We start from the raw sequence: 21,892 nt of genomic DNA on the forward strand, positions 1-21,892 counted from the left end.
ATACGAAAGTAGGGGATAACTACTTGGTTTTGTGTAAATAAGGTTCGGCAATGCTAATGAGCTGGGGAATGCCCATGCTGTTTTGCGGTTGTCTATTTCTCTTCGAAATGTACGTACTCCCCTTCGTTCTTGTGAAAAATCTTTTGATTAACTTTGTCAGCAGTGCGATGATCGATGATGATATCGCCGGAAGGCGTTTTGGTTTGCCGTTTGTGTTTTCTTGTTTGATCCTCCGATGTAGTTTGACGGGAGAACCCGCGGTTTCCCAACTGACCTCCAAATAAATCGACAATCCAATTCAATCCTAAATGGTAAAATAAGCGGCGCAGGATGACTGCACCCAATGAAAACACGACAATGACTGATAAAAAAATAAGAAGGAGGATTTTCATAAACATTGTTGGATTGTTATCTTTATAGCGCGCTGAGGGGTTATGCGCGTTTTTTATAGACGTTAATTACTACGGAGAGGATGGTGTACCATGCGATAATGATCGCAAAAGCCGATATCTTAAAAATGATGAGCAGCGGAATACATGACAATAAGAAGATGTATTTCACCTCGTTACCTTTCCATCCCCATTGCTTGAATTTTAGGGCAAACATTGGAATCTCAGCGATGAGCAGGTAACAGCTTGTAAGGACCATGAGGAGAAGGACTATCGTCATGGCTGACGATGTTTCGAAAAACTGATGCCCTCCCAGAATGAGCGACCCCCAGAACAGCGCGTTGGCAGGTGTGGGCAAGCCGATGAATCCTAAGCTCTGACGCTCGTCGAGGTTGAACTTGGCCAAGCGAAGGGCAGAAAAGGCTGCCATGACATAGGCCAGGAAAGGTATATAGTCGGATATGGGTTGTAGAAATGCGGGGTAATCCATGACCAATAGTTGAGAAAAAACAATGGTCGAGGGTGCCACGCCAAAAGTGACTACATCTGCCAGAGAGTCAAGTTCCTTGCCGATGGGTGCTGACACATGAAGCAAACGAGCCGTCATACCATCAAAAAAATCGAAAACAGCACCAAGAATGATAAACATCAAAGCCGTTCTTGGTTCATGGAAAAAAGCGAAACAAATGGCAATGCAACCAGAGATGAGATTGCAGCAAGTAATGGTATTGGGGATGTGTTTCTTGAAGTTCATCGTCTTGAAGTTTGTTACCGATTCCATCTTTCATGATGGAGGACGAGACTTACTTGAGCCGAGCGATGATGGTCTGGTCGCCGACGGTCTTCTGTCCCATCTTGACATACACCTCAGTTCCCAAGGGCAAGAATACGTCTACGCGTGAGCCAAGCTTGATAAATCCGAGATGCTCATCAATATAGCAGTCTTCACCCTCCTTGGCATAGGTTACAATACGGCGGGCAACAGCTCCGGCAACCTGTCTGCAAAGCACGTCCACGCCGTGTTCGGTGGTAATCATGGTGTCGGCGCGCTCGTTTTCCTCGCTGGCCTTGGGTAACCAGGCTTTATGGAAATTCCCATTTCGATGACGCACGAACTTCACTCGCCCATCTACCGGAAACCAGTTGGCATGGACATTGGTGAGACTCATGAAAATGCTTACCAGGATACGCCTGTCGTGGAAATATTCGTTTTCATCAACTTCCTCGATGACTACGATCTTGCCATCGGCCGGTGCAACTACAATTTTGTCGGTATCATCCACTTTGAGATACCGTATAGGACATTGATAAAAATTGACAGCGATGGCATAAACTGTACCGAAGATCAGTACAAAAATCCAAAATGGCCACTTTGTATCGAAAGAAAACCATAAGGCTGCTGCAATGATGACTATAGAGATAAATCCGAAGAGAAGTGTATTGGTTCCCTCACGGTGTATGCGGATCTTTTTTATTTTTTTTATTCTCTTGCCCATGTTCGAAAAGGGTGTACTCGATCGGTTGCAAAGGTAATATTTTTTATTTAAACGACAACCTTTTTATAATATTCTTTTGCCATATCGTAATTTAGCTGTAACTTTACCACTATAAATATAAACTGAATGGAAGATTTTGTTCATTTACACGTCCACACGCATTACTCGGTATTAGACGGTCAGTCTAAGGTTCGCAAATTGGTAGACAAAGCCATTAGCGATGGTATGAAGGGAATGGCCATCACCGACCATGGTGTGATGTATGGTATAAAGGAACTGTTTGATTATTGTGCGACAATCAACAAGAAACGGGCAAGCGAGGGGTTGGATCCCTTTAAGCCGATTTTGGGTTGTGAGATGTATGTAGCACATCATAACAAAGAAGACAAGGTCAGGGAAGATGGTGATGCGTCGGGCTATCACCTCATCGTCTTGGCAAAAAATTATAAAGGCTATAAGAACCTGATCAAATTAGTGAGCAGGGCTTGGGTGCACGGCTACTATTATAAGCCACGCACCGACCGTACTGACCTCGAGAAATATCATGAGGGACTGATTATATGCTCGGCATGTATAGCCGGAGAGGTGCCGTCTAAAATTCTCAAGGGCGACATCGAAGGTGCACGGGAGGCTTGCGAGTGGTATCATCGCTTGTTTGGCGACGATTTCTATCTGGAGTTGCAGCGTCATGAGGTGAAGGATCCGAGCATCCGAGCCAACCGCGAAGTGTTCCCGTTGCAACAGAAGGCCAACCAGGTGATGATGGAGTTTGCCAAGGAGTATGGCATCAAGGTCGTGTGCACCAATGACTGCCACTTCGAAGATCAAGACACGGCAGAAGCTCATGACCATTTGCTGTGTCTATCTACAAGCAAGGATCTTGACGACCCATTCCGACTGATGTATACCAAGCAGGAGTGGTTTAAGTCGCGTGAGGAGATGAATGAAATCTTCAGCGACATTCCCGAAGCACTGCGCAACACGGTCGAAATACTCGACAAGGTAGAGCTTTATAGTATAAACAGCTCTCCGATCATGCCTTATTTCCCGATTCCAAAGGAGTTTGGAACAGAAGAGGAGTTGCGAAAAAAATATACAGAGGAAGACCTGTTCAGGGAATTTACAACTGATGAAAACGGGCAAAATCCCCTGCCGGAGGAAGAAGCCCACAAGGTGATTGATCGCTTGGGAGGATACGACAAGATTTATCGCATCAAGCTCGAGGCTGACTATTTGGGCAAACTCGCCTTTGACGGGGCAAAGAAGAATTATGGGGACCCTGTGCCCGATAATGTGAGAGAACACATCAACTTTGAGTTGCATGTGATGAAGACCATGGGTTTCCCCGGATACTTCCTCATCGTACAGGACTTCATTGCAGCAGCGCGAAACGAACTTGGTGTGTGGGTGGGGCCCGGACGTGGGTCGGCAGCCGGTTCGGTAGTGGCTTATTGCTTGGGTATCACGAGGATTGATCCGCTGAAATATGACTTGCTGTTTGAGCGTTTCCTTAACCCCGACCGTGTCAACCTGCCCGATATCGATACAGATTTTGATGATGACGGACGAGGTAAGGTGCTCAGGTGGGTGATGGATAAGTATGGAGAGGAAAACTGCGCCCACATTATTACATATAGTAGTATGGCCACCAAGAATTCCATCGCCGACGTGGCTCGTGTGGAGCGGCTGCCCTTGGAGCGAGCCAACATGCTCAAAAAGGCCATTCCCGACCGTCTGCCCGATGGAAAGAAGATGAATTTGAGAAATGCCATCGAGTATACGCCCGAACTGCGCGAGGCCGAGGCATCGACCGACCCGCGTGAGCGAAACACCATTAAATACGCCAAACAGTTGGAGGGAACTGTGCGTGGAACGGGTATTCATGCATGCGGATTCATTATCTGTCGTGATCCTATTGACGAATGGGTGCCAGTATCGACGGCCGATGACCCCGATTTCCCGGAGCTGAAATGTGCGGTGACACAGTATGACGGTCACGTGATTGAAGATACGGGACTGATCAAGATGGACTTCCTCGGACTCAAGACATTGTCAGAGCTGAAGGAGGCGTGCAAGGTAGTGGAGCGCACGAGAGGAGTCAAGGTTGACATAGACAAAATTCCCATAGATGATGAACTGACCTATAAGTTATATCAGCAAGGGCGCACCATTGGTACATTCCAGTTTGAGTCGCCGGGCATGCAGAAATATCTTCGCGAACTCCATCCGACAGTGTTCGAGGATCTTATAGCCATGAATGCACTCTATCGCCCGGGACCAATGGATTATATTCCGGACTTCATCAAGCGCAAGAACGACCCATCGCTGGTGACCTACGATATACCTTGTATGGAGCAATACCTGAAAGACACGTATGGCATAACGGTCTATCAGGAGCAGGTGATGTTGCTTTCGCGTCAGTTGGCCAACTTCACGCGTGGAGAGAGTGACGCCCTGCGTAAGGCTATGGGCAAGAAGAAGAAAGCCATCGTAGACCAAATGAAGCCTAAATTCCTGAAGCAAGGCATGGCTAATGGTCATGACAAAAATGTTCTTGAAAAAATATGGAACGACTGGGAGAAGTTCGCATCGTATGCATTCAATAAATCCCATGCCACATGCTACTCGTGGGTAGCCTATCAGACCGCCTATCTCAAAGCTCACTACCCGGCCGAATATATGGCAGCGCTGATGACACGACGCTTTGCCGACATTGGCGAGATCACCAAGCTCATGGAAGAATGCAAGGCCATGGATATTCCCACACTGGGTCCTGATGTGAACGAAAGTTATGTGGAGTTTGGTGTGAACAAGAAAGGTGAGATTCGTTTTGGACTCTCCGCCATCAAGGGGATGGGATCTGGTGCGGCTGATGCCATTGTTAAAGAACGGCAGAAGAACGGACCGTATAAGGACATCTACGATTTTGTGGGACGTGTGAGCCTGCGGGATATCAACCGCAAGGCTATGGAAAGTTTAGCGCTCAGTGGTGGATTCGATTGTTTTGGACTGATGCGAGAGCAATATATGCAAGTGAATGCCAAGGGCGATGTGTTCCTTGACAGCTTGGTGCGCTTTGGTCAACAATATCAGCAGGACAAGATGGAATCGGCTAACTCCCTGTTTGGTGGTATGGTATCGGAAATAGCTATAGCCACTCCACCGGCACCTAAGGCCGAGGAATGGAGTGCCATCGAAAAATTAGGAAAGGAAAAAGAATTGGTGGGCATTTATCTCTCTGCCCATCCTTTGGACGATTATATATTGGTGCTTGATAACTTATGCAATACCTCATGTACCGAGGCCGGTAATCGTGAGAACTATGCTGAACTCTCCATGCGTCAGGAAGTGACGTTTGGTGGTATTGTGACTAAAGTGACCCAGCGGTTCAATAAGCGTGGAGAACCTTTTGGCATTGTGACGATAGAAGATTTCGGAGGCCCGGGAGAAATTGCTCTTTTTGGCGAGGAATGGGGGCGCTGGGGTGCCAGGCTGACAGAAGGGAGCTCGGTTTGCGTGACCGCAAAATATACCAAACGATACGAGTCGAGCCAATACTACAGCATGACCATCCAGAATATAGAGTATCTGCAAACAGTAAAGGACAAGCGCATCGAGCGGTTTACCATTAACATGAAAAGCAAGGATATTGATGATGAGGTGGTGAACGATATCACATCGATGGTGACTAATACACCGGGACGCACGGAATTATACTTTAATATCAAAGACGAAGAAAACAATGCGAATGTGCTCCTACTTGCAAAGGTTGGTCGAATTGAGGTGAAGCAACATCTTGTGCAATACGTCAAGGAGCACGAAAGCATGAGTTATTCTCTGAATTAACGCCCCAATACTTAATTCATATAAATTCCGCAATAATTAACGATATGCAAATAAAAATTCAGTCATTGGAACAAATCCGTGAAGCAGCACGGGAGTTTGTCAAGAATGTAGGCGACAACAAGGTTTTTGCCTTTTATGGCAAGATGGGCGTGGGCAAGACGACCCTAATCAAGGCCATTTGTGAAGAACTTGGAGTGGAAGATGTCATTACGTCACCCACCTTTGCCATTGTCAATGAGTATCGATCGAGCATGACCGATGAATTGATCTATCATTTCGATTTCTATCGTATCAAAAAACTTGAAGAAGTTTACGACATGGGCTACGAAGATTATTTCTACAGCGGCGCCTTGTGCTTTTTGGAGTGGCCGGAGTTAATAGAAGAGATCTTACCAGGAGACACCGTGAAGGTGAACATCAACGAGATGGAAGATGGAAGTCGTGTAGTCGAGTTCTGAGGTTTTTGGAATATTGCTTGTAGGGCTGATAATAAATACATACCTTTGTATCGAATAGCAATCAGTGTGGGTTTTGCCCATCACCACTGATCATGAATGTCCTTATTGAATTAATCATAATTTAAAGAAAAGAAAAATGGAAGTTGAAATTACATCTGAGAATTTCGAGAGTTATAAGAATGGTGAACTGCCATTGGTTGTAGACCTGTGGGCTACCTGGTGTGGTCCTTGCCGCATGGTGGGGCCCATCATGTCTGAATTGGCCAAAGAGTATGACGGCAAGCTGGTGGTTGGCAAATGCAATGTAGAAGACAATGACGACATTGCCAGCGAGTTTGGTGTGCGCAACATCCCCACGGTGTTATTCTTCAAGAACGGACAGCTGGTGGACAAATTTGTGGGTGCTGCGGCCAAGGATAAGTATAAGGAGAAATTTGACGCATTGCTTTAGCACCTCATAGAGGGGCAAAAGCATGCAACTCAGGAATGCACTGGCTCACGGAATGACAAACACATAGTAGGCTGGTTCTATAAATTACCACCGCATATAGTCATTAAATTTTTATGAAATACGTTTTGTTATCTTTTGGCTTCTTTTTGGCTCAAAATGTAAGTTCGTTCAGTCGTGTAGCTCGCTACACTCCTTCATTCTCTTGCATTTTGACCTCAAAAATAAGCTCAAAATCTAACAAAGCTAATTTATAGAACCAGCCAGTAGAAAGAATGTGTAAAAACTGAAGCAAAGATATACAGCAACAGCAGGGGCATGAGCCAGTGCCCTCCACAACTCATGGCTTGCCCCACTTGATATACGCTATGCAACTTTCTGCTTGTCAATCCGTAAAACACGGAGACCGACACACCCATAAAAGCCAGAATGGGAATGATGCTGACGGAGAAACTGCTGGGGAATAACTCTCCCGTAACGCTCAACAAGATGGCATGAGGGAGTAAGGTGAGTAAGAGAACCACGGCAACTTCCGCTACAAACATAAGAAGAGCTCCCCTTAAGGCAAAGATTTGTCGGAAAGTGAGCATGGCTCGTTTGCCCGTAGCCACTTTGCGCAGAGCATCCCATAAGCCACTGGCAACTACGCACCCCCCTGCAATGACCACGACGATGAGATAGACAAGGGTAGGCGAGGCCAGGTTGTTTGCAAAGTTGCCGAAGAACCACCGTATTCCCTTTGCACTCAACAACGATCGCAGGGCTATGTCGGGCATGGCTGCCGTGAGCAACCATGACGCCAGAAACAGTATGATTTGGGCTATGGCAAACAACAAGGTGGCTCTGTAAATCCATATCCGCAAGAAAACACCTTGCGACGGCGGGTTTTTATGATGATCTTTCACTTATCTTCGTATGGTTTATCCGTCATGTTGAGACCGTGTTATTACGTGTTATGCAAGCTCCGCTTGGCTAATCTTCATCTGCATAAAGATTATCAAGGTCGAGAATGCGCAGTTCCAAGGCACGAACCACCAGTCGCGTGGCATTGATTCCGCCCTTTTCTTTTCCATCCTGAAAAAGTTTTTGGCCGAGTTCGTTCTGTCTTTTCTCCAAACTCTTCACCCCAAAGGGCATTCCCCTGAGATTTGTTATTTGCTCCTTGGTGTAGCCCAATGCCAGGTGGCGCAGGAATCGCTCATCATATTCATCGATCTCATAACTGACCAAAGCCTCCTGACGCATCATATCCTTGTCGACACTGTGTTTGAAGCGCTCGACAATCTTTTTAAGTATGGGTTGGTTGAAGACCAATTGTTTGCCATCCATCACACTCATCACATCGCGGCGGGTCAGCAACTCGCCCATTTTCAGTATGATACCATCGCATCCGGCATCCAGGGCATCTTTCCACAACTGCTCGTTCAGAATTTCACCCGTGAAAATCAATACTTTCACTTGGGGGTAAGTCTCCTTGGTGTAGCGGCAAATTTCTATGCCAACCATCGTGGAGCCCCCCAGCCCCAAGTCGAGCAAGACCAGGTCGGGCAACTGTTTTTTCATCAGCTTCAAGTAGCTTTCTTCCGTATCGGCCGTACCTATGATATGGGCTTCGGGGATGTCATTCTCTATGATTCCCACCGTGCCTTTTAACTCCAGAGGCACATCCTCGACAACGATAATATTAAAATCTTTCATATCAATAATGCTTGTATTTCTATCTAATGAGTTTGACGATCATGTGCTTTGCCTTTTCCTGAAATCACTTGTCAGTTTTTGTTGTGGTTTTCTGCTTTACTTGTCATCATAAAATCAAACGTTCTGAATGACTTGACACATCGACTCACTCTGTACTAAATAACTTGTCATGCTCATCAAAGAGATGGATAATACCAGAGCGCGCCTTGTTTCCGGCACGCCAAAGATAATATATCTTTTACTTTTCTGCAACGGTAAGTTACTTTTTCTTCCATAAATTATGTTTCATCCGACATATGGAGTGATAACCCTTATTGAACACGAGATGCAAGATAATTCCCGACGCGGATGCCTCCTGTGTTCTATTACATCAACTAAAATGGATCGTCGTTCATTCATGCAGTTTTGTTCCCATCAACAGATGTATAGGGTGAATCCAGAGACAACAGATACTAATATTTTTTCTGACAAACATCTCTCTATATTTCGCGAATTCAAAAATTAGAATCCATCGGTTAGAAATTCGAGAAATTTGAGATAATTCGTAGTGGGTTGACAATCAGGATTTTAATAAATATGATTTTACTATACGGTTTTTGTCGTCTACGATTAGATATCAAACGCCACTGCGGTTAAATTCTAATCACGATGCGACAATGGTGCAGTCGCGCAATCGATAAGCTCGAATCGCAGTACCACAAGGCTGTAACCGCATCGGCCTTGTGTTTTTGATACTCTTCGGGATTGGAATTATTCGCAAAAACATGGCGCATATCTGTCTAGATGCGACGAAAGGAATTGACTGAAAGAGGTAATAATATTTTATAAAGTGAAAAGTGAAGAGGGTAATATAATTCACAATTCATAATTCACAATTCATAATTCACAATTAGGCTGCGCGCTGAGCAAGTTGATGCAACAAAAACGGTGGAAGGTTAATTGGGAAGAGGGAAGAGGGAGGAATATGCACTACATGACTGTCGTATCACTCGAAAAGTCGGATGAACCTAAAATATGATAAGCTAATTCCGTTCAAGACATTGCATGTTCCTTATTTGTTCCGTCACACAACGTGCCGGCATGGTTGTTGTGATACAGATCTTTCCGTCGGGTGTCCTGCTTGCCGTCATTCCACATACCCTCAGATTGGTGATCTCACCCATTTCCCTCGTTATCTGCCGGCAGATGAGGAATCCCAGATTCCCGGTGTAGGGCGTGAACAGTTTACGGCAGTCCTCATCACTGATAAGGTATTGTGTCATGATCACCTTGATCACAGCATAACTTCCCTTGGTTTCTATGGTTTCCATTTGCGGAGCCACGCCCTTGTTCATCGTTTTCAGTATTTCGAACAAGTAGTTGGACAATTCTGGATCCAAGTGGTATGGTGAGATCTGTCGTACAGCCTGTAAAGTCAGCATCTGATACAACTCCCTGTAATAGCTCACCAATTCGTCAACAGCGTCAAGGTCAGGCGTTTCTCCATTCACCAACTGGTGTATTCGAGAAGGATAATACATGGTCTCATGCTTGAGAGCCGACAGGCAGTTGTCCAGAATGCTGTTCGACACATGCAGCTGGTAATTGTCCATTTCCAATTTCCGCAGTTCGTCCCCGGCAAGTTCTGTGGAGGTTTGCTGTGCCGAAGCCATATTGATGGAAGAAAGCAGCGCCGACCGGATTTGGCACACAATGACTTGTAGCTTCTCCTGTTCCTCGCTTGAAATGTTAAACTTGTGGAAGTCGTTCAAACGGTCTATACCCCTCAGTTTTTCCTTGTCCGACAGACGTCCCAGGAGTAGTTTGTTCATCGAGTTGATGCGGTCAATACAGAATTGATAATCCAGACGATAGCGATAATACAGGAAATAGTAGGCTGGGAAGATGATGGCCAACAACAACACCAAGAGCACAATTGCGACATTCTTGTTGGTTTTGCTCTTCTGCATGGTTCTCACATATTCGGGCAGTGATTTGTCGGCACTGGCCTCGCGGAAGAGTTGCGTGTAAATCCTATTGTTCTTTTCGTATACGTCCCATAGATGCAGGGCCAATGCCGCAACCGCAGTCTCGTTGCTGATGTCAAGCAGTATGGCCGTGTCTGCGGGCGTGAGGTAATGATGGCAACTGTCCGCAAATCTCAGGGTTTCATGATAGGTGCCATTGATATTTGCGAAATAGGCACTATCTGCATAGTGCGATGCCAAACTTGCCGTGTCCCTCCTCATCCCCACCTTGTTGGTCAGAGGTGCAGGATTTGCGGGCGGAGGCGAAGCGTCGAACAGGCGAGCAGCCTCAATGGGTTGAGAAACGTTTGCTGAAATCATGACCAACAGCAGCAAGATAGCACGTGCCACCCCCTTGGGCAGTCGGAAGAACAGGTGCGTTCCCTTGCCCACCTCACTTTTGGCCTGAATGGTGCACACGTTGAATATCCTGCTAATTTTCTTGTATTTCTCGATAATGCCATTGCAGTTTTTCAAGCCAAAGCCGTGTCCGCCCGTATAGGTTCGGTCAAAAACATGAGCCAGCTGTTCCTCGTTCATTCCGCAACCGTTGTCCTTCACGCCGATTTCCACATAACTGTCAGCCTCGTGTGCGCTGATTTTCACCGTGCCACCCTCTGGTGTGAATTTGCGTGCATTGTCTGCTATGGTGTTGATCATGAATAGGGTAAGGGTCCGGTCCGCCTTCACCACACTCGTGGTGGGCACCACTTCAAGGTGAATGCCCCTCATCTTATAGTTCATGCTGCCGCGTGCAACGATATCAAACAGCGGTTGCAAGGGGAAACTTTCTATTTTGAGGCCTATCTCGCCCTGCCGCATTTGTATCCACTGTGTCAGCACCTTGTTGTAGTCGTTGATGGTGTCCGAGAGTTCAGCTATATATTGGTATCTCTGCTGTTTCACATCAGCGGAGTCATCTTTGGTTTGCAACCGCTTCACCTCGTTTTTCATCCGGTCTATGAACGGCATGACATTGCTCACCAACTGGATTTTAGCGCGCTGTTCTATATTCTTTCGCTTGTTTTGCGCAAGATGCAGCATCACCATATTGGTTTGCTCCCGTATATCGTCATATTCACGTTCTTGCCTCGACGTTCGTTCCTCATTCTTCCTGCGCCATTGTTTCAGGGGTTCTAACAGCGTGTTGAGCGAGAAGCGTGCATCGTTCCTGCGACGCAAAAAGTCAAAGACAAACAGCAGGGTCACGACCAGCAAAATCATGATAATAACAGCCGCAAGCATCAGGTTCAGCTGGTTTGACGATTGCGTGAGTTGACCCGCACGCGCTTCCAGCTGCCTGTCCTGGCGCGTTTGCTCCTGAAGATCAAGATAAATATTCCGGTTCTGGTCGCTGTTCACCTTATCGTCCACGGCAGAATACACCAAACTGAGTTGTTCGCAAATCGATGCCACCAAATCAGGAGCTTGGTTAATGGCCTTGTTGGAGTTCAGAGCGCGTTGCAGACAAGCCAATGCAGACGGATAGTCCCTGATATGCCAAAAACATTCGGCCAAGGTGCGGTTTGCTCCTGCAATCTGATAAACATCGCCGTATGCCGTCAGTATGTTCAGGGACCGCTGTGCCAGATTTCCCGCCAGCAGACTGTCCGGCATTTGGTCTGCATTGATATATTTCATGGCGGGAAGATTGTTGCGAATCAGTCGGTCTCTTTGTGCTGGCTTTTGCAGATGCTCGCTCATGCCTTGCAAAGCCTGGGCTTTCCAATAAGGGTAATCGTATTCGATCGACATCAGATAGCACCGCATGAGATACTCGAACTCATCTTGGGCAATTTCTTCTGGTGTACCGTCAGTAAGGATTCCTCCCGCACCAATATTATACCAGTAGGACAGTTGCTGAGACATGTCCTGCTGGATATTTCCATGAGGGTCTATCCTTCCGATAGCCTCCACTGATTCCTGATAGAGACCCACGTAGTAAAAATAAGCAGACGAAACGATACACATCTCTGTTTGGGCATAAATGAATCGTCTTTTCTGATGAGTGGATAACTTGTCTGCTTCATCCGTTATCCTTTGCAAGCGGCGTTCGGCACTCTCGCGGTAATTATAGAAATCCTTGTTTCTCGACTGCCGCTGACAGAGTCTCATCATCTGTACATCGGCAATGAGAAGCTCGACCTGGTTGTTGGTTCTGCTGCGCACATCCGACAACAGCCTAGATGCCTGATTATACTGCATTTTGGCAAGACTCACAAAGGCCAGGTGATTAACGGCTTCTGCACCGTCAACACCGCAGCTGTCTGATAGCTCGAGAGCTTGTTTTGCGTAATATTGGGTAGAGTCTAAGTTGCGGTAATGAAAGGCATAAGCCAGCTCATTCAACCTGTCGACGGAAGCCACATGGTGGTTTTCGCAGGCTGACATCAAGATAACAAGCAGGGCTGTCACCCCATAAATCATATACTTTCTGCTTCGCAACTCTTGCTGTAACCTTTTAAGTGAAAACACGAATTAAAGAAGGGCGAATGCCATATTCACTCCCCTCTTTAATTCGTGAACAAAATACCATCCAACGGTTAAGCGCGTGCCGCCTTGATATAGCCTAAGGCTTCCACACACTTGTCGGTGATGGCTTTCCAATTCCCGTTTGCAATGACGTCCTTGGGGAAGAGCTTCGACCCCATGCCCACACAGAGCACACCAGCCTTGATCCATTCCGTGAGGTTCTCCTTGTCGGGCGACACCGCACCGGTAACCATGATGTTGGACCATCGCAGCGGGCCAAGAACGTTCTTGACAAACGAAGGTCCTCCGACATTTCCGGCCGGGAACACCTTGGTCACGTCACACCCCAAAGCCTGGGCATTGCTGATTTCGGTCACACTGCCACAACCGGGAGAGTAGGGCACGAGGCGCCGGTTGCACACCGGGGCGATCTCCGGCACGAAGTTAGGACCTACGATAAAGTTGGAACCCAACTGTATGTAGAGTGCTGCCGTGGCCGCATCGACCACCGTTCCTGCACCAAGAATCAGTTCCGGGCATTCCTTGTCGGCCCATTTTACCAACTCCCCGAATATCTCGTGGGCGAAATCACCGCGATTGGTAAACTCAAACACGCGCACGCCCCCTTGGTAGCATGCCTTGATCACATTCTTGCAAATCTCAAGGTCTTTGTTGAAGAACACGGGCACCATACCCGTCTCCCTCATGGCCTCAATCACTTCAAACTTGTTAAACTTTGCCATTATTGTAGTTTTCTGTATTTTAAATTAGCGCTGAACACGTCCGCTGACATTTCCGCCGGCTAAGCTTTCCACTTCAGCAGGGCTCACAAGGTTGAAGTCGCCGGGGATTGTATGCTTCAAGGCTGATGCTGCCACGGCAAACTCAAGAGCCTCGCCCTGTGTCGGTTTGGTGAGCAGACCGTGAATTAGTCCGGCTGAGAAAGAGTCTCCACCACCTACACGGTCAATGATCGGATTAACGTCGTAGTGCTTGCTCTCATAGAAGTTCTTACCATCATAGATAAGTGCCTTCCAGCCATTATGCGTGGCAGAGAACGATTCGCGCAGCGTGGAGGCCACATACTTGAAGCCAAATTCCTTCATCATGCCCTTAAAGATGTTGTAGTAACCGCTGGCATCGGTCTTCCCGCCCTCGACGTCGGCATCGGGCTCAAAGCCTAAGCAGAGATGTGCATCTTCCTCATTGCCAATGCATACGTCGACATATTCCATCAGTGGGCGCATCACAGAGATTGCCTTTTCAGAAGTCCAGAGCTTCTTGCGGAAGTTCAGGTCTACAGACACCGTGACACCGTGACGCTTGGCGGCCTGACAGGCCAACTTGGTCAGTTCTGCAGCCTTGTCGGAAATAGCGGGAGTGATGCCACTCCAGTGGAACCACTGTGCACCTTCCATGATGGCATCGAAATCGAAGTCGGATGCATCGGCCTCGGCAATCGAGCTGTTGGCACGGTCATAGATCACTTTTGAAGGGCGCATCGATGCACCGGTCTCTGCATAATAGAGTCCTACGCGGTCGCCTCCACGGGCGATAAACTCCGTATGTACTCCGTAACGGCGCAGGGCATTGACTGCGATCTGTCCAATCTCGTGATCGGGCAATTTGCTTACAAAATAAGCCTCGTGACCATAGTTGGCCGCACTGACAGCTACGTTGGCTTCGCCACCACCGGGGATAATACGGAAATGATCGCTCTGGATAAAGCGGTCGTTGCCTTCCGGAGACAGGCGGAGCATAATCTCACCTAATGTTACAATTTTAGCCATTTCTTTTTAATTTAAATTTGTTATTGTTATTAATAGATTAAATCTTCTTATAGTTCATGGCAAAAATAAATAAAAAAAATCAAACGAGACACATAAAATCATAAAATCACATTTTTTAGTAAATAAATAGGTGACGTGTTCCACCTTTTCGACAATTATTGTTATTTTTGCATAATTATTATGTATTAACAATGGCAGACAAGATTAGAATCAAGGATATTGCCTTGCGTGCCGGAGTCTCTGTCGGCACGGTTGACCGGGTGTTGCACGATCGCCCAAATGTTTCCCCCAAGGCCAGGGTGAAGGTGGAGAAAGCCTTGGAGGAAATGAATTATCAACCCAACATGTATGCTTCTGCTTTGGCCTACAACCGTTCATACATGTTTCAAGTTCTTATTCCGGCGCACGAACAGGTGGCTTATTGGGAAGAAATTGAGGAGGGAGTGAAAATGGCACAGGAGGCCTGTCGTGACTTCCACATCAAGGCCAACATCATCTATTACGAGCGTTTCGACGACGAGTCTTTTAGGGAGGCGGCGCGGAAATGTCTCGATTCCAAGCCCGACGGCGTGGTTATTGTACCTGCCGACCTCGATATCACGCGGCAGTTTACCGATCGGATGCACGACCTGGGCATACCCTTTGTGATGCTCGACTCCTACATGCCCGACCTGAAACCCCTTGCATTCTTCGGACAGGATTCCTTTTCGAGTGGCTATTTTGCCGCTCGCATGCTGATGCTCATCGCCGGTAATGAGACGGAAATCGTGTTGTTGAGGATTACCAAGAACGGGCGCGTGCTCAGCAAGCAGCAGGACAACCGCGAAGTGGGGTTCCGTCACTACATGCACGACCATTTCCCGCATGTGCGCATATTAAATCTCGAACTGCCCATCGGGCAGTCACGACAGCTCAACGACAGCATGCTCGAGACGTTTTTCGCGGAGAATCCCAACATTCACCATGGCATCACTTTCGGCTCCAAGGCGCACGTCATGGGCGACTTCCTGCTGAGGACCAACCGCAGAAATGTACAGATCATGGGGTACGACATGGTGGGCAAAAATGCGGAATGCCTGCGTCAGGGCAGCATCTCCTTTCTCATTGCCCAGCATGCTTATCAACAGGGCTACTGCTGCATCGATGCCCTGTTCAAGGCCATCGTGCTGAAGAAGAAAGTTCATCCCGTCAACTACATGCCCATAGAACTGCTTTCTAAGGAGAATGTGGACTTCTATCGCCGCACCCAACTGTAATCCCGGAGAATGTAAAAACCAAACGAAATTAAACTAAGATACAAAAACAATGAAAGAATCAGAATTTATTAAAATCAACCCTGCAGACAATGTCCTGGTATGCTTGAAAGCTTTGTCGCAGGGCATCACCCTCCAGGTGGACGGTAAGGAAATTACACTCTTGCAGGATACTCCTGCCGGACACAAGGTGCTGCTCGAGGATGTGACTCAGGGAACCGACATCATCAAATACGGCTATCCCATTGGCCATGTCAGGGAAGACTTGAAAGCCGGACAATGGGTCAACGAGAAAAACCTGCAGACCAACCTCTCCGGAACTTCAGAATACGAGTACAGGCCGGTCGGCGAAGATGTGGAAAATCCGCTCGAGAATCTCACTTTCAAAGGTTATCAGCGTGCCAGTGGCGAAGTGGGTGTGCGTAACGAGATCTGGATCGTGCCGACGGTGGGCTGTGTCAATGGTGTTGCCGACCGCTTGGTCAGGGAGCTTACCAACGAAACCAACCTTGAGGGTATCGATGCTGTGCACGCGTGGAATCACAACTATGGATGTTCACAGCTGAGTGAGGATCATGAAAACACGCGCAAGATTTTGCGAGACCTGTGCCTACACCCCAACGCAGGAGGTGTGTTGGTGCTTTCACTGGGGTGTGAGAACAACCAGCCCGATGAGTTCATGAAGATGCTTGGTGACTACGACCAGGAGCGCGTGAAGCTGCTCGTCACTCAGAAAGTCGAGGGCGACGAGATAGAAGAGGGCATGAAGCTGCTGCGCGAAATCTATGCGGTGGTCAGACAAGACAAGCGGGAAGATGTGTCGTTGAGCAAACTGCGCGTGGGCTTGAAATGCGGCGGCAGCGATGGATTCAGCGGTATCACAGCCAATCCATTGGTGGGCGAGTTCTCCGACTTCCTGGTATCTCAGGGCGGCACGACCATCCTGACGGAAGTGCCGGAGATGTTCGGTGCGGAAACCATTTTGATGAACCGCTGTAAGACTCCCGAACTGTTTCAGCAAACAGTGGATATGATCAATAATTTCAAGGAATATTTCCTCTCACATGGCGAGCCGGTTGGCGAGAATCCATCGCCGGGAAACAAAGCCGGTGGCATCTCTACGCTGGAGGATAAAGCCCTCGGATGCACGCAGAAATGTGGACGTGCGCTTGTCAGTGGGGTGCTGGAATATGGCGACCGTCTGAAGGAGCACGGCCTCAACCTGCTCTCTGCACCGGGCAACGACCTCGTGGCCTCCACCGCCCTGGCTTCAGCCGGATGCCAAATCGTGCTCTTCACCACAGGGCGCGGAACGCCTTTCGGCACCTTTGTCCCAACGATGAAAATTGCTACCAATAACGACATCTTTGCACACAAACCCAACTGGATGGACTTCAATGCCGGAGAACTACTGAAGGGCACTACCATGCAGAAGCTCACCCGCAAGTTCGTTGACAAGGTCATTGCGGTGGCTAATGGTGAGCAAACACGCAACGAAATCAATGGCTACCGTGAGATTGCCATTTTCAAGAACGGCGTAACACTTTAAAAAGTCAACTCTCCGAGTCTTCCCATTATGGGCTGAGTGTGCAGTCAGATGTCTCTTCGGCGATGTTTTAAAAAATATTCATAACCATGGATGTTATCACGCGAAACTTCTTCCGCCTGCTGCGTTCCGGTGCGCTCAACGAGTATGAGGCACTGGAACCCATGTCGGCCTTCAAATGGGATCGACTCAACCAGATGGTACGCGCACAACACGTTGAGGCTGCGGCACAAAAGGGCGTGAGGAACCACCAGTACGACGAGTTGATGAATATTCCCAAACGGCTGATCACTGAGAGCATAGCAGATGCTCCCGGAATCGGTCATCCGCGACTGAGTAACCGGTTGTTAAACCATCGCCTTAGAAAGATTGAGGAGAAGGAACGCCACGCCATAGACACCAATGTAGGCTCGATAGACGTACTCAAGATTATTGTGGCTAACATATCGGGCATGCTCAACACGGGCATGATGCTCAGCGGACTCATCCAGTTGGGCAGTTATCTTAGGAACAAGGGCGACAAGGTGGACTTTGTGAAACTTGAGGCGTGGCTCTCCAAGTTGCACATCCGCCGCATGGCCCAGTTGCAAGGCTGTATGCTCATGGCTGTCTTCAACTTTGAGCAAGATGAGATTCCTTTTGTTCAGCGCGACGAGCCGGCAGCCTACAAGCTGGTGCTGAGGTCGGTCTCCCACACGGCAAACGACACCGCAGAGGAATGGCACTTCCGACAGAGCCGTTCCGGGTTTGTGCAGAACAACTCAACCCTGCTGCGCAGAAACCTCCGGCGTAGCTTGCGATACATTACCTATGCTCCGATAGAAACCGTGAGCAACTTCTTCCACAATTTTGCACGCTCCCTCCAGGAGATTGAGGAATAAACAGCAGATGAGGTGGCAACCAAGGGTTGCACCTCATTCCTATTTTGCGGGGTGTTACAAGTTGAATGGTAGAATCCTCGGTTAATGGTTTGGAATTAATATAGAGACGTAACAATATGAAGAAGATCATCTCTTTACAATTGTATGTTTGGCTTTTTCTTACAATATTGTTTTCCCAATGTACAAAGGTTGATTTAGAGGAAGGAGTACGCAAAACAACTATTCTTCGGCATAATTATATTGCAATAACCACAAAAGATGATATTCCCGGAGAAGTGGAAGTGCATTATAGTATATTGGGCAATAATGGTCAAAATGAAGTCAAGACAGAGAGACTTTCTACCCCTTGCATAATTGGTGGAGAGAACGTCTTGGTCGCCTATGACAGTATTGTTGGTACACATTCGGGGGAAAGCGTTTTTAGCCAACTTACCTTGAAAAGAGACTATCAAGAAAACGGAGCAGATTTCCTTTCAATCAAGAACTTGTCTTCGACTGTCCTTGAGTATGCCGTAATCGGTAACCAGCCTCTTGTGTTCCATAACCCTACGGATTTAAAAGAGTACCATAATTTTACCAATTTAAATGAGATAGATAAAACCAAGGTTGTAAAAGAAAGTCCAACTCCTATTAATTCAGAAGGTATTCCTATTTTATATTTACTAAAGCCTGAACTTTCTAAAATTAACCAGTACTATATTTTACTAAGTATTGGGGATTGTGTGAACGGGGAGCTTACAACCGTAGAAAGTACCTACGCTAAGAATATTGGCATTAAACCTACACAGTATACTATTCGAGAAATAATGAATTTCTACAAAGAGGAATATAGCCATGGCAAGACCCTATTTGCAGATTACAACGACTATGATTTAAAATGTCAAAAGTACAAAGGTCTAGCTCGTTTAGACATGAAATTTTATGGAGAAATACAACCTGAGTCTTTTATAAGGAACTCCGGACAGATTTGGTTTATTAATACAACTTCGGGAATGAAGGGAATTGACATTTTTAAGATATTTCAATAGGAATGATACATGCTAAATTTATGTACTGTAGTTTCCTGATTTAGGTTGACTACCTTAGAGGCTTATCCTTGGAAAAAGTTGACTCAATTCCCCCACACGGAGCGCGGCTTCCCTTGGTGTCATCATGTCAATACTCATTCCCTGATATAATAAACCGAATAGCCTACGGTTGCTTTCGTTTCAAGAAAACGGGACTCATCACATATGCAATAGGATTGCTTCGTCACGCCAAATAGTGTGCAAAGACTCGACACCCGGTAATGTCTTGAGTCTTCTGCATGCAGGTTCTTTACTCCTTATCGCCAGCTTTTTTCGGATGGAGATGTTGAATTGTTTCTCGGCTACGTTGATCAGCTCATTGAATGCATCGGCACGGAGTGATTCGTGCGCAAGATCCTTCTTCAGGCGTCTAATCTCTGCCTGCAAGGCCTTAACCTCAGAATCCTTGGTTCCTGTCGCGGAGGATGCTGACTTGATGGACGATTTACTTTTCATAACGACTTGTCCCTTGGTTTCTGCCGTAAAGTTACGAATCCATCTTGAAATTGTCGACTCTGATACCGGAATAATTTTCGAGATCTTCCGCGCGCCCATCTTTTCATGGATATAGAGGCGGATTGCTGCATCATAATACTGATTTCTTTTCTTGCAATTGTACTTCCACATCATTGTTGACCTTGAACGTCAACTTTTTTTAGGGAAAGACAGTTTGTTTTCTCCCAATTATACCAATTCTAACTGTTGCTGGTAGCTTTTTTGCAGTGCCCTTAATTAGATTTCTCACAAATCCGCTGCGAAGGGTGGCAGGGAAGTGAATTGTTCCCTTTGAGCCCGAGACTATAGTTAGTCCAACAAAGTAATCTTTCCCTTTATGTAATGCTATTGATGAGGTTGTTTTAATATTAATCTCAGAATCCTTATTCAAAGGAGATAGGTTGAAATAGATAGGATTAGAAATAATAGGAAAAAACTGTCCTTTTACAAATTCATAGACTACAAGTCGAAGTGTGCAATGTTTATATGTACATTCCTCTATCTTCAAGTTAAAATTATCAATAATAAAATTATCATGCACAGTAAATTTAGTCCCTATTTCATATTTACCTGAAGGGGCATTACCGAAAGCAACATCTCCCGGCAATTTCATTCCTTTCCGAAGAATCACAGTGGGTCTGGTTTTTCGGTTTACAACCAAAGCTTCATCAAGTTCATAAATTTTGTCTTCTAATGATATGGCAACGGCTCCGCCTTTGTATATAGAATATGGTATTACCTTCTTTTTATAACCAATATGTGTACAAGTCATATCACCCTTGATGTCGATAGGAAGTTCAAGGGTGAATTGTCCATTTCTATCTGTTAATGTATAGATGCTGTCCACGCATACTGTTACATATTTCACACCGATGTTATTTTGATTTCTTACAATACCTTTGATCTTTATTTGAGCATTAGCACTACAAAGACTAATAAAAACAAAGAAATATAAACAAGTTATTTTATTCATTTTGCATTTTACTTTATTTACAAATAGAATATACAATTATCCATGGAGACCTTACGAGATCTCAACGAGAGAAAAATGTCAGACGCTAAAGTGATTTGATGTAACTTATATCTATTATTATATAACAACGACATGCAGCGTTATTAAGTTGCCTGTCATTAGATAATTAAATTATGATTGTCCAGTCAAAAGGAGTGAAACCCTCTTGTTCCATCTGTTGCTGTTCTGCAACTATTGCAACAATTTCTTCTCTCTCTGAAAGTTCTTTTAGTTCCAAAGATTCAACTAATTTTTTATCAAATGTGTTACTCATATAAATATGTTTATAGGGCTGGTTATATATTTCCAATGCTGCCCTTTTAGCAAAGGTTTTTTTGTATCTAATATCTATACTTCGTTACTTCTCATTTAACCGTTTAAAATGAGAGAGTTCATTAACTATATATAACTAATAAGATTTGGTTAATTTCGACAGGTGTTGGAACGTACCGAACGGAAAGTTAATGGGTCATACTTTCAAAGAACTCTATGGCTGGCAGCTGCATAGCCACTATCTCAAATTTTAACGAACTATTGTTTTTGAAGATAGCACTTTGTTTATAATAATCTTTTACAGAATATATATACACTTCTTTTTGTAATCCAAAACGAAAGATTTTCCCCATAGAAATTCTGTATTTATGGTAGGATACTTCTCTTCACTTATTATAAAATTCAGTTTGAAGTTATTTTTGCCGATTTTAAGCTTAATATCCTCGCATACATTTGTCTTTTCACGAACCAAGGCTTGAGCAATATCTCCACGTTCTAATTCGATTGTTTTGGTTGGAGAAACTCCAAAATGTTTTGGTAAAAAATTTCTTCTACTACCTGAATCAAATAGTATACGGGTATTTTTTCCTGCAACTTTTCCCTTCAAAAAGATACAATTCAAAAACGCATCGGAATAGTCATCGTGGGTTTTCCATTTAAGCATGCCTTGTATATTCTTTATAGAAGTTTCGCACCGAGTCATAATCATTTCTTTTAAATTAAAACACCAAAGTTCTTTTTTTAGAATATCCCCTCCAATAA

General features: G+C 45.9%; 18 protein-coding genes and 1 pseudogene. 7 read left to right on the forward strand and 12 right to left on the reverse strand.

Features of this window, described 5'->3' with window-relative positions; all coding sequences use genetic code 11:
• Window positions 1-92 precede the first annotated feature (92 nt).
• Genes HMPREF0645_RS00005 through HMPREF0645_RS00015 form a run of 3 tightly spaced genes read right to left on the reverse strand, consistent with a single transcriptional unit; the run spans window position 93 to window position 1,885 of the window.
• The gene (locus HMPREF0645_RS00005) at window positions 93-392 is read right to left on the reverse strand and encodes a DUF4834 family protein (RefSeq protein WP_169305440.1); all 300 of its coding nucleotides are present in this window, start codon (window positions 390-392) and stop codon (window positions 93-95) included.
• Window positions 393-432: 40 nt separating this feature from the next.
• Window positions 433-1,143 (reverse strand): CDP-diacylglycerol--serine O-phosphatidyltransferase, encoded by a 711-nt coding sequence (gene pssA / locus HMPREF0645_RS00010; RefSeq protein ID WP_044123180.1) that lies wholly within the window; start codon window positions 1,141-1,143, stop codon window positions 433-435.
• A 49-nt stretch (window positions 1,144-1,192) separates the two neighbouring features.
• Window positions 1,193-1,885: a phosphatidylserine decarboxylase family protein gene (locus HMPREF0645_RS00015; RefSeq protein ID WP_007172708.1), complete on the reverse strand. Its 693-nt coding sequence runs from the start codon at window positions 1,883-1,885 to the stop codon at window positions 1,193-1,195.
• 126 nt (window positions 1,886-2,011) lie between these two features.
• Here HMPREF0645_RS00015 and dnaE point away from each other — a divergent pair, with 126 nt between their 5' ends.
• The 3 genes from dnaE (at window position 2,012) to trxA (ending at window position 6,640) form a co-directional block, all read left to right on the forward strand.
• Entirely contained in the window at window positions 2,012-5,731 is a 3,720-nt protein-coding gene (dnaE, locus tag HMPREF0645_RS00020) for a DNA polymerase III subunit alpha (protein WP_007172709.1), read from the forward strand.
• 44 nt (window positions 5,732-5,775) lie between these two features.
• Entirely contained in the window at window positions 5,776-6,189 is a 414-nt protein-coding gene (tsaE, locus tag HMPREF0645_RS00025) for a tRNA (adenosine(37)-N6)-threonylcarbamoyltransferase complex ATPase subunit type 1 TsaE (RefSeq protein WP_007172710.1), read from the forward strand.
• 136 nt (window positions 6,190-6,325) lie between these two features.
• Window positions 6,326-6,640 carry a thioredoxin gene (gene trxA, locus HMPREF0645_RS00030; RefSeq protein WP_007172711.1) on the forward strand — a complete coding sequence of 105 codons (315 nt, stop codon included), beginning with the start codon at window positions 6,326-6,328 and terminating at the stop codon, window positions 6,638-6,640.
• A gap of 248 nt (window positions 6,641-6,888) precedes the next feature.
• On the opposite strand, the gene HMPREF0645_RS00035 is transcribed toward trxA, so the two are convergent.
• The 5 genes from HMPREF0645_RS00035 to HMPREF0645_RS00055 form a co-directional block, all read right to left on the reverse strand.
• Complete coding sequence (locus HMPREF0645_RS00035; protein ID WP_007172712.1) at window positions 6,889-7,542, reverse strand: AbgT family transporter; 654 nt, start codon at window positions 7,540-7,542, stop codon at window positions 6,889-6,891.
• 67 nt (window positions 7,543-7,609) lie between these two features.
• Entirely contained in the window at window positions 7,610-8,335 is a 726-nt protein-coding gene (locus tag HMPREF0645_RS00040; protein ID WP_007172713.1) for a DUF5932 domain-containing protein, read from the reverse strand.
• A gap of 1,022 nt (window positions 8,336-9,357) precedes the next feature.
• Complete coding sequence (locus HMPREF0645_RS00045) at window positions 9,358-12,768, reverse strand: DUF5112 domain-containing protein (RefSeq protein ID WP_007172715.1); 3,411 nt, start codon at window positions 12,766-12,768, stop codon at window positions 9,358-9,360.
• A gap of 116 nt (window positions 12,769-12,884) precedes the next feature.
• Window positions 12,885-13,556 carry a bifunctional 4-hydroxy-2-oxoglutarate aldolase/2-dehydro-3-deoxy-phosphogluconate aldolase gene (locus HMPREF0645_RS00050; protein ID WP_007172716.1) on the reverse strand — a complete coding sequence of 224 codons (672 nt, stop codon included), beginning with the start codon at window positions 13,554-13,556 and terminating at the stop codon, window positions 12,885-12,887.
• 24 nt (window positions 13,557-13,580) lie between these two features.
• Window positions 13,581-14,603, reverse strand: a complete 1,023-nt coding sequence (locus tag HMPREF0645_RS00055) for a sugar kinase (RefSeq protein ID WP_007172717.1) — start codon at window positions 14,601-14,603, stop codon at window positions 13,581-13,583.
• Between the two features lie 191 nt (window positions 14,604-14,794).
• On the opposite strand from HMPREF0645_RS00055, the gene HMPREF0645_RS00060 reads away from it, so the two are divergent.
• The 4 genes from HMPREF0645_RS00060 to HMPREF0645_RS00075 all read left to right on the forward strand — a co-directional run bounded on the left by HMPREF0645_RS00060 (window position 14,795) and on the right by HMPREF0645_RS00075 (window position 19,311).
• Window positions 14,795-15,859, forward strand: coding sequence for a LacI family DNA-binding transcriptional regulator (locus tag HMPREF0645_RS00060; RefSeq protein WP_007172718.1), 1,065 nt, complete (start codon window positions 14,795-14,797; stop codon window positions 15,857-15,859).
• A gap of 49 nt (window positions 15,860-15,908) precedes the next feature.
• Window positions 15,909-17,405 (forward strand): UxaA family hydrolase, encoded by a 1,497-nt coding sequence (locus HMPREF0645_RS00065; RefSeq protein ID WP_007172719.1) that lies wholly within the window; start codon window positions 15,909-15,911, stop codon window positions 17,403-17,405.
• Between the two features lie 86 nt (window positions 17,406-17,491).
• On the forward strand, window positions 17,492-18,283 hold the full coding sequence (locus tag HMPREF0645_RS00070) for a hypothetical protein (RefSeq protein WP_007172720.1): 792 nt from the start codon (window positions 17,492-17,494) through the stop codon (window positions 18,281-18,283).
• A 116-nt stretch (window positions 18,284-18,399) separates the two neighbouring features.
• A complete protein-coding gene (locus tag HMPREF0645_RS00075) occupies window positions 18,400-19,311 on the forward strand; it encodes a hypothetical protein (protein ID WP_007172721.1) in 912 nt (303 codons plus the stop codon).
• Window positions 19,312-19,509: 198 nt separating this feature from the next.
• On the opposite strand, the gene HMPREF0645_RS00080 is transcribed toward HMPREF0645_RS00075, so the two are convergent.
• The 4 genes and pseudogenes from HMPREF0645_RS00080 to HMPREF0645_RS00095 form a co-directional block, all read right to left on the reverse strand.
• The gene (locus HMPREF0645_RS00080) at window positions 19,510-19,977 is read right to left on the reverse strand and encodes a transposase (RefSeq protein ID WP_211205365.1); all 468 of its coding nucleotides are present in this window, start codon (window positions 19,975-19,977) and stop codon (window positions 19,510-19,512) included.
• Window positions 19,978-20,005: 28 nt separating this feature from the next.
• Complete coding sequence (locus HMPREF0645_RS00085) at window positions 20,006-20,818, reverse strand: hypothetical protein (RefSeq protein WP_007172723.1); 813 nt, start codon at window positions 20,816-20,818, stop codon at window positions 20,006-20,008.
• A gap of 166 nt (window positions 20,819-20,984) precedes the next feature.
• The gene (locus HMPREF0645_RS00090) at window positions 20,985-21,131 is read right to left on the reverse strand and encodes a hypothetical protein (RefSeq protein WP_007172724.1); all 147 of its coding nucleotides are present in this window, start codon (window positions 21,129-21,131) and stop codon (window positions 20,985-20,987) included.
• A gap of 297 nt (window positions 21,132-21,428) precedes the next feature.
• A pseudogene (locus tag HMPREF0645_RS00095) lies at window positions 21,429-21,892 on the reverse strand (retropepsin-like aspartic protease); the annotation flags it as partial.

It is taken from the genome of Hallella bergensis DSM 17361, assembly GCF_000160535.1.
Lineage (GTDB): Bacteria > Bacteroidota > Bacteroidia > Bacteroidales > Bacteroidaceae > Prevotella > Prevotella bergensis.